At 71.9% G+C, this 12,601-nt stretch carries 11 protein-coding genes; 2 read left to right on the plus strand and 9 right to left on the minus strand.

All coding sequences use genetic code 11. From position 1 onward, the window contains the following. Positions 1–39 precede the first annotated feature (39 nt). Together ABIH81_RS04000 and ABIH81_RS04005 are read left to right on the plus strand one after the other, a co-directional pair. Positions 40–525 (plus strand): MarR family transcriptional regulator, encoded by a 486-nt coding sequence (locus ABIH81_RS04000; RefSeq protein ID WP_349879070.1) that lies wholly within the window; start codon positions 40–42, stop codon positions 523–525. Between the two features lie 3 nt (positions 526–528). Continuing rightward, a complete protein-coding gene (locus ABIH81_RS04005) occupies positions 529–1,380 on the plus strand; it encodes a putative RNA methyltransferase (protein ID WP_349879071.1) in 852 nt (283 codons plus the stop codon). A 6-nt stretch (positions 1,381–1,386) separates the two neighbouring features. Here ABIH81_RS04005 and ABIH81_RS04010 read toward each other — a convergent pair whose 3' ends face one another. The 9 genes from ABIH81_RS04010 to ABIH81_RS04050 all read right to left on the minus strand — a co-directional run bounded on the left by ABIH81_RS04010 (position 1,387) and on the right by ABIH81_RS04050 (position 12,546). Then, on the minus strand, positions 1,387–2,067 hold the full coding sequence (locus tag ABIH81_RS04010) for a DUF4272 domain-containing protein (RefSeq protein WP_349879072.1): 681 nt from the start codon (positions 2,065–2,067) through the stop codon (positions 1,387–1,389). A 101-nt stretch (positions 2,068–2,168) separates the two neighbouring features. Then, positions 2,169–3,449, minus strand: a complete 1,281-nt coding sequence (locus tag ABIH81_RS04015; protein WP_349879073.1) for a thymidine phosphorylase — start codon at positions 3,447–3,449, stop codon at positions 2,169–2,171. 163 nt (positions 3,450–3,612) lie between these two features. Then, positions 3,613–4,314, minus strand: coding sequence for a cytidine deaminase (locus ABIH81_RS04020; protein WP_349881001.1), 702 nt, complete (start codon positions 4,312–4,314; stop codon positions 3,613–3,615). A 104-nt stretch (positions 4,315–4,418) separates the two neighbouring features. After that, the gene (locus tag ABIH81_RS04025) at positions 4,419–5,699 is read right to left on the minus strand and encodes an ABC transporter permease (protein WP_349879074.1); all 1,281 of its coding nucleotides are present in this window, start codon (positions 5,697–5,699) and stop codon (positions 4,419–4,421) included. Between the two features lie 2 nt (positions 5,700–5,701). Beyond that, a complete protein-coding gene (locus ABIH81_RS04030) occupies positions 5,702–7,066 on the minus strand; it encodes an ABC transporter permease (RefSeq protein WP_349879075.1) in 1,365 nt (454 codons plus the stop codon). Further along, complete coding sequence (locus ABIH81_RS04035) at positions 7,063–8,559, minus strand: ABC transporter ATP-binding protein (protein ID WP_349879076.1); 1,497 nt, start codon at positions 8,557–8,559, stop codon at positions 7,063–7,065. Before ABIH81_RS04035 ends, ABIH81_RS04030 begins: the two co-directional genes overlap by 4 nt. A gap of 282 nt (positions 8,560–8,841) precedes the next feature. Next, the gene (locus tag ABIH81_RS04040) at positions 8,842–9,912 is read right to left on the minus strand and encodes a BMP family ABC transporter substrate-binding protein (RefSeq protein WP_349881002.1); all 1,071 of its coding nucleotides are present in this window, start codon (positions 9,910–9,912) and stop codon (positions 8,842–8,844) included. A gap of 276 nt (positions 9,913–10,188) precedes the next feature. After that, positions 10,189–10,530: a hypothetical protein gene (locus ABIH81_RS04045; protein ID WP_349879077.1), complete on the minus strand. Its 342-nt coding sequence runs from the start codon at positions 10,528–10,530 to the stop codon at positions 10,189–10,191. A 150-nt stretch (positions 10,531–10,680) separates the two neighbouring features. Further along, a complete protein-coding gene (locus ABIH81_RS04050) occupies positions 10,681–12,546 on the minus strand; it encodes a glycoside hydrolase family 13 protein (protein WP_349879078.1) in 1,866 nt (621 codons plus the stop codon). Positions 12,547–12,601: the final 55 nt, after the last annotated feature.

Below are 12,601 nucleotides of genomic sequence, written 5' to 3' on the forward strand. Positions count from 1 at the left end.
AACTTGGTGACATGTCAACAACACCGGTAGGATCGGCGCATGGACGAACCGCGCTGGCTCGACGAGCAGGAGGACCGCGCCTGGCGCGGCTACCGCCGCATGCGCCGCCTGCTCGACCTCGAACTGGCGCGGGAGCTGATGCAGGACGCCGGTCTCTCCGAGCCGGACTACGACGTCCTCAGCGACCTGTCCGAGACGCCGGAACAACGGCTCCGGCTCAGCGAACTCGCCGACCGGATGCTCTGGTCCCGCAGCCGCCTGTCCCACCACATCTCCCGGATGCAGCAACGCGGCCTGGTCACCCGGGAGGAGTGCGCCACCGACGGCCGCGGCTCCGTCGTCGTACTCACCCCGGCCGGGCGTCAGGCCGTCGAGGCCGCCGCGCCGGGCCACGTGGCAGCCGTCCGCCGGCACCTGATCGACCGGCTCACCCCGGGCGAGCTGTCCGCGCTCGGCACGCTCAGCCAACGGGTGATCGGCCACCTCACCGGCCGCCCCACCGGCCGCGCGGAAGCGGAGGGCTGAGCCGTGGACGATCACATCCTCGCCCGGCTGCGCTGCCCGGTCTGCGCCGAACCGCTCACCGAGACCACCGCCGGCACCGCGCGCGCCCTGCGCTGTCCGCGCGGGCACAGCTTCGACATCGCCCGGCAGGGATACGTGAACCTGCTCGCCGGCCGCGCCCCGCACACCGGCGACAGCGCCGAGATGGTCGCCGCCCGCGCCGGCTTCCTCGCCGCCGGCCACTACGACACCGTCGCCGCCGCGCTCGCCGGCACAGCGGTACGCGTCGCGGGCTTCGACCCGTACCCCCTGGTGGTCGATGCCGGCGCCGGGACCGGGCATTACCTCGCGGCGGTGCTGGCGGCGCTGCCGGACGCCGCCGGCCTGGCCCTCGACGTCTCCAAGCCGGCGCTGCGCCGCGCGGCCCGGGCGCACCCGCGGGCCGCCGCCGCGCTGGCCGACACCTGGCAGCGGCTGCCGCTGGCCGACCGGTCCACCGCCGTGCTGCTGAACGTGTTCGCGCCGCGCAACGGCCCGGAGTTCCACCGGGTGCTCGACCCCGGCGGCGCGCTGCTGGTGGTCACCCCGGCCGCCGACCACCTGACCGAACTCGTCGACGCGCTGGACCTGCTCCGGGTGGACCCGGACAAGGCCGACCGGGTCGCCGGCAGCCTCGGCGCCCACTTCGCCGAGGAGTCCGCGACCGGGCACCGGGCCCGGCTCGCGCTGACCCGCGCCGAGGTCACCACGCTCGTCGGGATGGGACCGAGCGCCTGGCACGCCGACCCGCAACGGCTCGCCGCGCGCATCGCCGCGCTGCCCGAGCCGGTGCCGGTGACGCTCTCGGTCCGGCTCGGCGTGCACCGCCCGCGCTGACCCGCCTCAGGTGGAGAGGTCGACCTCTTCCCAGCCCGGCGGCTCGTCGTGGTACGGCCCGCGCAGCACCACCGCCCACTCCAGCGCCCACCGGCGCTGCCCGATCGCGTTCGCGTCCACCAGCCCCGGCAGCGCGCGGCCGGCCTTCTCGGTCTCCAGGTACGCCCAGTCGAGGCAGTAGTGCAGGTCGAGCAGCGCCGCGGCGTCACCGGGATGCTGTGGCGCGGCCAGGATCCGGGCCCGCCACTGGCCGAACGTCTCCCCCGCGACCAGGTTCGGCATCCGCTCGACCAGCCGTTCGTCCACCGGCACCGTCGGGTCCAGTTCCTTGGCCAGTCCGAGCACCCAGGCCAGCGAGAACAGGGCGTCGTGGTGCAGCACGAACGACCGGTGGTCGCCCCGGCCGCCCATCACGAACTGCCACTCCGGCGGCGTCACCGAGTCGACCAGGTGCGACTCCAGCAGCCAGCCCGTCGCCGCCTGCGCGGGCATCCCGAAGCAGCGGGCCAGGATCACGTGCAGCACCGCGATCCGGGCCTCGACCTCCGGGGTCGGACGCAGCTCGATCTCGTCGCCCGGCTCCCACACCAGCGGGAACTGCGGTGGCGGCAGCGGAAGACCCAGCCGGGACAACTCGTCCAGGCTCGCCTCCCGGACGGCCCGGGGATCGGGAGCGGGTACGCGCACGGTCAAGCCCCTGTCTGCTCACCTCGGCTCGTCGCCGGCCGATCCCCCCTGGCCTGGGAGGATAGCGGCTCCGGGCGGGCCGGCACCATGGCCGTCCCCGGTCAGCCGATCCGCTCGACGACCAGCGGCGCCGTGTCCGGCGCGGCCGGCGCGACGCGTACCGCCCGGCGTGCCTCGGCCAGCGCGGCCGGGATCCGCTCGGCGTGCTCGGCACGCAGCTCGAACAGCGGGTCACCGGCGCGCACCCGGTCACCGGGACGCCGGTGCAGCACCACGCCGGCCGGGATGCTCACCGGATCCTCCTTGCGAGCCCGGCCCGCGCCGAGCCGCCAGGCGGCGACCCCGATCGCGTACGCGTCGACCTCGGCGACCCACCCGTCCTCGGTGGCGGTGACCACCTCGACCTCGTTCGCGACGGGCATCGGGGCGTCCGGGTCACCGCCCTGCGCCCGGATCATCGTGCGCCAGGAGTCCATCGCCCGGCCGTCCCGCAGCGCCGCGGCCGGGTCGGCGTCCGGCAGGCCGGCCGCGTCGAGCATCTCCCGGGCCAGCGCCAGCGTCAGCTCCACCACGTCGGCCGGACCGCCACCGGCGAGCACCTCCACCGACTCGGTCACCTCGACCGCGTTGCCGACGGCCAGGCCGAGCGGGGTGGACATGTCGGTGAGCAGGGCGACCGTCCGTACGCCGTGCGCACCGCCCAGATCGACCATGGTGCGGGCCAGCTCGCGGGCGTCGTCGGCGTTCTTCATGAACGCGCCGGAGCCGACCTTCACGTCGAGCACCAGCGCGCCGGTCCCCTCGGCGATCTTCTTGCTCATGATCGAGCTGGCGATCAGCGGGATCGCCTCGACCGTGCCGGTGACGTCGCGCAGCGCGTACAGCTTGCGGTCGGCCGGGGCGAGCCCGTCGCCGGCCGCGCAGATCACCGCGCCCACGTCGCGGAGCTGGGCGATGAACTCGTCGTTGGTGAGCGCCGCCCGCCAGCCCGGGATCGACTCCAGCTTGTCCAGCGTGCCGCCGGTGTGGCCCAGGCCCCGGCCGGACAGCTGCGGCACCGCCGCGCCGCACGCGGCCACCAGCGGGGTCAGCGGCAGGGTGATCTTGTCACCGACGCCGCCGGTGGAGTGCTTGTCCACAGTCGGCCGGGACACCGGCGACAGGTCGAGCCGCTCGCCGCTGGCGATCATGGCGGCCGTCCACCGGGCGATCTCCGGCGCGGTCATGCCGCGCAGCAGGATCGCCATGGCCAGCGCCGACATCTGCTCGTCGGCGACCAGGCCCTTGGTGTACGCGTCGACCACCCAGTCGATCTGCCCGTCGCTCAGCACACCCCCGTCCCGCTTGGCCCGGATGACGTCAACCGCCGTGAAAGCACTCACCTTTGAGTTCCCATCAATAGATCAACAATCGCCGGGCGCACTCGCCGCGAACGGTGCCCACGTCGGGCCTGGGCCGACCGCGCCCGGCGGAGGGATCAAGCCTGACCGCCCGGAGCCGGGCGCGGTCGGCCCAGGCCCCCACCTCAGCCCCACGTCAACCGACTCAACCCCAACGAACCGGAATCTCCGAAGGGGGCTCACCCTCACCAGCCCAGAAGATCGTGCCCGAGGCGTCCACCACCACCACGCGCGGCGTCCGCGCCAGCCCCCACTCGATCGCCTCGGCCGGGTCGTCCCAGGTCGAGCCCTCCTCCAGCACGCCGGTCTCGGCGTCCGCGGTGTCACCGGACGACCGCTCCCAGTACGCCGTCCAGACCTGCTGCCCGGCCGACAGGTCGGGGTGCACGAACACGGTGCCCCGGCCCCGCCAGGCGGCCAGCCGGTCCGGCACCACGGGCACCGGATGCTCGCCGGTCACCGCCTCGATGTCGGCCACGTCGAAGGCGTGCGGCAGCAGCTCCGCCATCCGCAGCGGCCCGCCCTTCGCCTCGACCAGGCACTCCGGCCCGCCCTGCTCCCAGAGCAGCTGCCGGCACCGGCCGCACGGCATCAGCGGCTCACCGGTGGCGTCGACGCAGGACAACGCCACGATCCGGCCGCCGCCGGTCGCGTGCAGCTGCGAGACCACGCCGCACTCGGCGCAGAGCGTGACGCCGTAGCCGGCGTTCTCCACGTTGCAGCCGACGACGACCCGGCCGTCGTCGACGAGCGCGGCGGCACCCACCGGGAACTTCGAGTACGGCACGTACGCGTGCCGCATGACCTCGGTGGCGGCGGTACGCAACCGCTCCCAGTCGATCTCCATCACGACTCCCATTCTGCCCAATTCACGCCGATCGGTCGCGAGCGCGGCCGGAGACGACGATGCCCGGCGGGTCGCCCCGCCGGGCACCGTGTCGCGGCGGGCGGTCAGCCCTTGATGTACGGCTTGCCGTCGGCGGCCGGCGCCCGGACCTTGCCGACCAGCCCGGCCACGGCCAGGATCGTCGCCAGGTACGGCAGCATCGCCAGGAACTGGCTCGGGATGCTGCTGCCGATCGCGCCCAGGTAGGTGGCGAGCTGGTCGGCGAAGCCGAAGAACAGCGCCGCGAGCAGCGCGCCGGTCGGGCTCCACCGGCCGAAGATCAGTGCGGCCAGGGCGATGAAGCCCTTACCGCCGATCATGTTCTTGGTGAACGAGTAGAGCGCCAGGGTGTACGAGGCGCCGCCGACGCCGGCCACCAGACCGGCCAGGATCACGTTGCGGTAGCGCAGCCGCAGCACCTTCACGCCCAGCGTGTCCGCGGCGGTCGGGTGCTCGCCGACCGAGCGGGTCCGCAGGCCCCACCGGGTACGGAACAGCGCCAGGTGGATGACGAGCACCAGCAGCAGGCCGAGGTAGAGGAAGATGTTGCCCCGGAACAGCGCCGGGCCGATCAGCGGGATGTCGGACAGCAGCGGGATCTCCCAGTTGCTGAACCGGGGCGCGCTGTTGTACTTCGCCGCGTCGGTCTGCATCAGCCGCTCGTAGAGGAAGCCGGTGATGCCGACCGCGAGCAGGTTGAGCACGATGCCCATGACCACCTGGTCGACCAGGTAGCGGATGGAGAACACGGCCAGCAGCAGCGAGATGAACGCGCCGCCGATGGCGGCGGCCACCAGGCCGACCCAGACGCTGCCGGACATGCTGCCGAACAGCGCGCCGGAGAAGGCGCCCATCAGGAGCTGGCCCTCGATCGCCACGTTCACCACGCCGGAGCGCTCGCAGAGCACACCGGCGAGCGCACCGAAGATCAGCGGCAGGGCCAGGATGAACGTGCCGCGTACGACGTTCACCAGCGGCATGAAGTTGCGGCCCTCGGGCGCGGCCGAGACCTGCCAGCACAGGAAGCTCAGCACGAAGGCGACCAGCCCGGCGCCGAGCAGCAGCGTGAACCAGCGCTTGGGCACACCGGCCAGCAGGGCGCCTCCGGCTCCGGCGGTGATCAGCCCGAACAGGATCGCGCCGACCGTACCGTTGATCTCCAGGGCGGCCCCGCCCTCGGTCTCGCTGAGCGTGAAGCGCGCGTGCTGGTCGGTCGCGAGCGCGCCGAACAGCACCGCCGCGAGCACGCCGAGCGCCAGCAGGACCGCGCCGATCTTCCGGTTACGGGTCCAGAAACCCTCGTCGACCGCGGTAACGGCGACCTCGGGGACAGCGGTGGTGGACATGCTCACCAGCCCTTCGCGAGGCTCGTCTGCAACCGGGCGGCGCGGGCCGCCCGGAGCTGGAAGATCGTCTTCACCAGGGCAGGCGCGGCGATGAAGATGACGATGAGCGCCTGGAGCACGGTAACCAGTTCCAGCGAGATGCCGGAGTACGACTGCATCCGGTTGCCGCCGGCCTGGAGCGCGCCGAACAGCAGCGCGGCCAGCAGCACGCCCCACGGCTTCACGCGGCCGAGCAGCGCGACCAGGATGCCGTCGAAGCCGATCTGCGCGATCACCAGCGGGGTCAGCGCGGTCGCGGTGGTGCCGAGCACCATGGTCGAGCCGCCCAGACCGGCCAGCATGCCCGCGAACACCATCACCAGCACGTACGTCTTGGTCACGCTGATGCCGGCGGTCCGGGCCGCGTCCGGGTTCGCGCCCACGGCCCGCAGTTCGAAGCCGAGCGTGGAGCGGTTGAGCAGCCAGGCGATGAACCAGGTGGCCGCCACCGCGAGCAGGATGCCGGCGTGCACCCGCAGGTCGTCGCCGAGCAGGCGGGGCAGCTGCGCGGAGGAGTCGACCGGCTTGCTGATCGCGTCCGACCGGTTCGGGTTCTGCACCCCGTTCTGGACGATGATCCAGGACAGGAAGTAGACCGCCACGTAGTTGAGCATGATCGTGTTGATCACCTCGTGCGCGCCGGCCCGTGCCTTGAGGATGCCGGGGATGAAGCCCCAGAGCGCGCCGCCGAGCGCGCCGGCGATCAGTGCCACCAGCAGGTGCACGACGGGCGGCAGCGGCAGCGCGAAGCCGGCCACGGCGGCCAGGATGACGGCGATCGTCGCCTGGCCCTGGGCGCCGATGTTGAACAGGCCGCCGCGGAAGGCCAGCGCCACCGACAGGCCGGTGAAGACGAGCGGCGCGGCGTAGGTGAGGGTCTCCGAGATCGGGCTCAGGGCGGCGGTGAAGCCGACCGCGTCCGGGTCGAAGATCGCGCCCTTGAACAGGTTCGCGTACGCCTCGCTGACCACCGTCCAGCTGGCGTTCAGCGCGTCGGTGGGACGGGCGGTGATGTAGCCGTAGGTGGCGAGCACCTCGGGGTCGGACACGATGATCAGCACCGCGCCGACCACCATGGCCAGCAGCACCGCGAGCACCGTCACGGTGAGCGTGTTGGCCGCCCAGAGGTTGTCCAGGAACATCCGGCCCGCGCTCGGGCGGGATTCTCCGCCCGGGGCCGGCTTCTCCGCGGTCGCGGTGGCGGGCACCGTCTGCTCGGTGTCACCGGCCGGCTGCGTCGGCGTCGCCCGGGCCTCGCTCAGCGACTCCTGCGCCTCGGTCGCCGGCTCCTTGTCCGGTGAGCCCGAGACGGGGTTCGGGTTGGTCATGCCTCGTCCTCGTTGCCAGGGCCGTCCTCGGTCGCGGTGGCGGCGTCCGGGGTGGCGGCGTCCGGGGTGATGCCGGCCATCAGCAGGCCGATCTCCTCGCGCGGGGTGTCCGGGCCGACGATGCCGATGATCCGGCCGCGGTACATGACCGCGATCCGGTCGGCCAGGCCGATCACCTCGTCCAGTTCGCTGGAGACCACCATGACCGCGGTGCCGATGTCCCGCTCGCGGATGACCCGGCTGTGGATGAACTCGATCGAGCCGACGTCCACGCCCCGGGTGGGCTGGGCGGCGATGAAGAGCTTCAGCGGCCGGGACAGCTCCCGGGCCACGATCACCTTCTGCTGGTTGCCGCCGGAGAGCGTGCCGACCGCCGCGTCGGCCGAGGAGGTACGGACGTCGAACTGCTCGATCCGCTCCCGCGCCGACTTGGCGATGGCGTCGGGCTTCAGCGACAGGCCCTTGCCGAACGGCGGCCGGTCGTAGATGTCCAGCACCAGGTTCTCCGCCACGGAGAACTCCTTGACCAGGCCGTCCACGCTGCGGTCCTCCGGCACGTAGCCGACGCCGGCGCGGAGCACCTTCTTGGTCGACCAGCCGTGCGTCGGCTCGCCGTCGAGGCTGATCGTGCCGGCGAGCACCGGGCGCAGGCCCATGATCGCCTCGATCAGCTCGGTCTGGCCGTTGCCCTGCACGCCCGCCACGCCGAGCACCTCACCGGCGTGCACGGTCAGGTCGACGCCGTCGACCGCGCGTACCTGCCGGTCGTCGTCCACGACCAGGCCGGAGATCTCCAGGATCGGCTTACCAGGGGTGGCCGGCTTCTTGTCCACGGTCAGCCGGACGCTGCGTCCGACCATCAGCGCGGCCAGTTCGTCCCGGCTGGCGCTCGGCTCGGCCGTGCCGACGGTCTTGCCGCGCCGGATCACTGTGATCCGGTCGGCGATCGCCTTCACCTCGCCCAGCTTGTGGGTGATGAACACGATCGACTTGCCGGCGGCCTTGAGCGACCGCATGACAGTGAGCAGTTCCTCGGTCTCCTGCGGCGTGAGCACGGCCGTGGGCTCGTCGAGGATCAGCAGGTCGACGTCGCGGGTGAGGGCCTTGATGATCTCCACCCGCTGCTGGATGCCGACCGGCAGATCCTCGATCACCGCGTCCGGGTCGACCCGCAGGTTGTACCGCTCGGAGACCTCGGCGACCTCGCGCCGGGCGCGCCGGCGGTCGAGGATGCCGGCGAAGGGCCCCTTGACCTGCTCGGCGCCGAGCATCACGTTCTCAGCCACGGTAAAGACCGGCACCAGCATGAAGTGCTGGTGCACCATCCCGATTCCGGCGGCGATCGCGTCGGACGGGCCCTTCAGCTTCAGCGGCTTGCCGTCGACCAGGATCTCGCCCTCGTCCGGCTGGTAGAGGCCGTAGAGCACGTTCATCAGGGTCGACTTGCCGGCGCCGTTCTCGCCGAGCAGGGCGTGAATCTCTCCAGGCTCCACCGTCAGGTCGATGTGGTCGTTGGCGACCAGATCACCGAACCGTTTAGTGATGCCGCGCAGTTCGAGTCTCAGCGCAACCTCCTGGAGTGCGAGCGATGGTGCAGCGTAGCGACCTGCCGCGCCGCCACCACGCCGGGTGGGGGATGGTCGGGGGATTCAAGGTGATCGGCCGCCCCGGCGCTCGGGTACCTTCCCCCGTTGCGCCGGGACGGCCGGATCGTCAAACCTGGTGCCCGCCGGCCCCCGCTGCCGATGATCGCACCGCGGCGGCCGGCGGAACTGTCACTTGGTCGGCTGAGCCTTCGAGGTGACGGTGATCGTGCCGGCGGCGATGTCCGCCTTGATCTTGTCGACCTCGGCCTTCAGGTCCGCGGGGACCTTGCTGTCGAAGTCGTGGTACGGCGCGATGGAGACGCCGTTGTTCGCCAGCGTGCCGACGAAGCCCGGGGTGGACTCGAGCTTCTCGCCACCGGCGGCCTTCAGCGCGGCCTCCTTGACGGCGTCCGGGATGTTCTTGACGACCGTGGTCAGGATCGCCGAGCAGTCCGGGGTGCTCTCGCAGCCGTCGATGTCCACCCAGACGACCGAGTACTTGCCGCCCGAGGCCTTGGCCGCGGAGGTGGTGCCGAGGCCGGCGCCACCGGCGACCGGCATCACGATGTCGGCGCCCTGCGCGACGAGCGCGTCGGAGACCTTCTTGCCCTCGTCCTGCTTCTCGAACGAGTTCGCGAAGGAGCCCTTCTGGGTGGCCTTGTCCCAGCCCAGCACCTGGACGTTCTTGCTCTTGGCCTTGTTGTAGTACGCCACGCCGTCGGCGAAGCCGTCCATGAAGATGGTGACCGGCGGGATCGGCAGGCCGCCGTAGGTGCCGACCTTGCCGGACTTGCTCATGCCAGCGGCCAGGTAGCCGGCCTGGAACGCGGCCTGCGCGGTGTCGAACTGCATCGGGTAGACGTTCGACACACCCGGGTTGGCGTCGACGATGGCGAACTGCTGGTTCCGGTTCTTCTCAGCCGCCGCCTTGGTGGCGTCCGACATCAGGCCACCGACGGCCAGGATGAAGTCGCACTTCTGGTTGACGAACCCGGTCAGGTTGACCTCGTAGTCCGCCTCGGCCTTCGACTGGACGTACTTGATGTCGATCTTGTCGTTCTCCTTCTGCGCCTCCTGCAGACCCTTCCAGGCCGAGGCGTTGAAGGACTTGTCGTCGACGCCGCCGACGTCGGTCACCATGCAGGCGCTGAACTTCTTGCCGCCGTCGCCGCCGGCGTTGTTGTCGTCGTCCGGAGCCTCACCACACGCGGCAGCGCCCAGCACGAGTCCACCCGCCGCAATGACGGAGGCGATCCGCATCCCACGCACAGAGCGCAAGACGTCTCCTTCCCCTTGCACACCGCGTCGTGCACGGCGTGCAGCCCTTCGCCGGCCTGCGGTGTGCCGCCGGCGTCCCACGTTACGGACGGGAGCGTACGCCCGCGCCCACCCACCGGCCGACAATCGTGCACGACTGTTGAGCGTCCGTTACCCCGGTGTAACCCTTGCGTGGGGCACGTCACTTATCCGGCCGGTAGGCGCGCGCGGTGGTGTCGCGAACGTCCGTTTTCCCGAGCTTCCCCGGCTGCTGGCGAACTAACGCCAGAACACCGCGACGGCCGCGTTGACCAGCGTCAACCCGATGATCGCGAGGAAGTGGCCACGGTTGACGGTCTCCCGCTTACGGGAGAAGAAGACCATGACGAAGATGAGCAGCGCGAGCACCAACTTGGTAACAAGTTTCGCCGGGGCCGGCTCGTCCCCGTCCCGCAGCGGAGCGGACAGCCCGATGCCGGTGAGGATCTGGATGATCGCGCCCCAGAGCATGGCGGCGTTGATCCGCAGCCGGCCGGTGACGTACTGGGCGATCGCACCACCGAGCAGCAGCGCGAAACCGACCAGATGGACGTAGAGAAGGATGAGTCGAAGAGCTTCCACGCGCCCATCCTCCCCCATCAACGACACTCCGTAGTAGTCGCCCCGCCGACCTCACTCGTGATCTTGCAGTTACCGCCCCGGCATCCGGGACGAAAGCCGCGCGACACGGGCCGGAACCGCAAGATCGACGGGGCGAGGAGGGCGTCGGGTCTAGCGCAGGCGCCAGATCTGGAACGTGGGGCCGTCGGCGGGGAGGGTTACCGCGCCCTCGGTGTCGGGGTGGAGGGCGGGGGCGTTGCCGTAGACGTTGTCTCCGGCTCCCACGCCGGTCAGGCGGACCGGAGTGCCGGCGGCGCGTCTCGCCAGCACCAGCACCGTCGACGTGGGCGCCTCGCGCAGGAAGACGAGCGTGTCCGCGTCCGCGTGCACCCACCGCAGGCCGCCGTTCCGCAGCGCCGGCTCGTCGCGGCGCAGCGTCAGCAACGACCGGTACGCGTCGAACGTGCGCCGGTCCCAGCTCTCCGGCCGGTGCCACGGCATCGGGGTACGCGAGCCCTCCCCGTTCGTGCCGGTCAGGCCCAGCTCGTCCCCGGCGAAGACCACCGGCGTGCCGGGCATGGTGGCGAGCAGTCCGGCCGCCACCTCCTGCCGGGCCGCGTCGCCGACCACGGTGCGGATCCGGGCCGAGTCGTGCGAGCCGAGCAGTTGCCACGAGTGCGTGTACGACCGCCAGGACACCAGCGACCGATAGGTGTTCATGGTGGCGAGCACTGCGGCGGCGTCGCGCCGCCGTACCCCGCCCGGGGTGCCGAGGAAGTTCGGCACCGGGTCGTCGCCGTGGCGCAGCCAGGACCAGACCGGGTCGGTGAAGCCGACGTAGTTCATCGTCCCGTGCCAGCCGTCGCGGTCCAGGTCTCCGGTGTGGTCGTGGCCGTGCTCGGCGAGCAGCAGCCCGTCCGGGCGGGTTTCGGCCACCACCTCGCGCAGCAGCCGCGCCACCTCGTGGGTGTACGCGTCCGCGCCGCGCCGGCCGGTCATGTTCGCCACGTCGACCCGCCAGCCGTCCAGCCCGTACGGCGGGCGCAGCCAGCGGCGCAGCAGCGAGTCCTCGGCGGTGGCGAACCGGCGGCGCAGCTCCGCGCTGCCCCAGTTCAGCTTCGGCAGCGACTTCACCCCGTTCCACGACTCGTAGTCCGACGGCTCCAAGTCGCCGCGCGGCGTCAGACGCGCCGAGTTGGAGTCGTCGTAGCCGGGCAGGTCGAAGTAGTACAGCTCGCGTTCCGGCGCGTTCACGTCGGAGACGGCGGCGGTGAACCAGTGGTGGGCGTCGCCGGTGTGGTTGCTGGTGATGTCGCCGAGCAGCCGCCAGCCCCGGGCGTGCACCGCGTCGGCGAGCCGGGCCAGCGCCGCGTCGCCGCCGAGCAGCGGGTCGACGGTGTCGAAGCTCGACGCGTCGTACCTGTGGTTGGAGCGCGCCGGGAAGACCGGAGTGAGGTAGACGGTGTTGACGCCGAGCCGGTCCAGGTGGTCCAGGTGGTCGGTGACGCCGTCGAGGTCGCCGCCGTAGAACTGGCGGGGCGTCTCCGGGCCGCGGCCGATGACCGGGGTGTCCCAGTCGCACGGAATCGCCCAGTCCGGCGCGGTCCGGCCGTCGGCGGCGGCCGAGCGGGCGAACCGGTCCGGGAAGATCTGGTAGATCACGGCGTCGCGGGCCCAGGCCGGCGGCGGGGCGTAGCTGACCAGCTTGAAGTCGCCGTTGTCCGGCACGTCGTGGCCGGCCAGCCCGGCCGCGTTGAGCCAGCGGGGGGTGCCGCGTTCGCCGTCGAGCAGGAAGCGGTAGTTGCTGACCGGGTTGCGGACCTCGACGTCGGCCCGCCACCACACGTCGCCGCCGTCGGTGCGGTCGATCCGCGCCTCGGCGAAGCGCGGCTCGCCGTCGCCGGTGGTGCGCACGTGCACCTGGGAGACGCCGGATCCGGCCGGTACCCGGACGAAGACCGGCACGGTCTGCCCGAGTGCGGGCTCCTGCTCCGGGACGTAGGTGGCGGAGCCGTCGTGGTGCGGCTGAAGGGACATGGTGCTGCCTTTCGCGTCGTACCGACAGGGAGAGGGGGCGGGCACCCGCCGCGGC

Source organism: Micromonospora sp. HUAS YX12, from assembly GCF_040215685.1.
In the GTDB taxonomy this organism is placed as follows: Bacteria; Actinomycetota; Actinomycetes; order Mycobacteriales; family Micromonosporaceae; genus Micromonospora; species Micromonospora tulbaghiae.

Coding starts and splice junctions, on each gene's coding strand:
- ABIH81_RS04040 (WP_349881002.1), bottom strand. CDS start 9,912: ATGCGGATCGCCTCCGTCATTGCGGCGGGTGGACTCGTGCTGGGCGCT.
- ABIH81_RS04000 (WP_349879070.1), top strand. CDS start 40: ATGGACGAACCGCGCTGGCTCGACGAGCAGGAGGACCGCGCCTGGCGC.
- ABIH81_RS04050 (WP_349879078.1), bottom strand. CDS start 12,546: ATGTCCCTTCAGCCGCACCACGACGGCTCCGCCACCTACGTCCCGGAG.
- ABIH81_RS04030 (WP_349879075.1), bottom strand. CDS start 7,066: ATGACCAACCCGAACCCCGTCTCGGGCTCACCGGACAAGGAGCCGGCG.
- ABIH81_RS04025 (WP_349879074.1), bottom strand. CDS start 5,699: ATGTCCACCACCGCTGTCCCCGAGGTCGCCGTTACCGCGGTCGACGAG.
- ABIH81_RS04020 (WP_349881001.1), bottom strand. CDS start 4,314: ATGGAGATCGACTGGGAGCGGTTGCGTACCGCCGCCACCGAGGTCATG.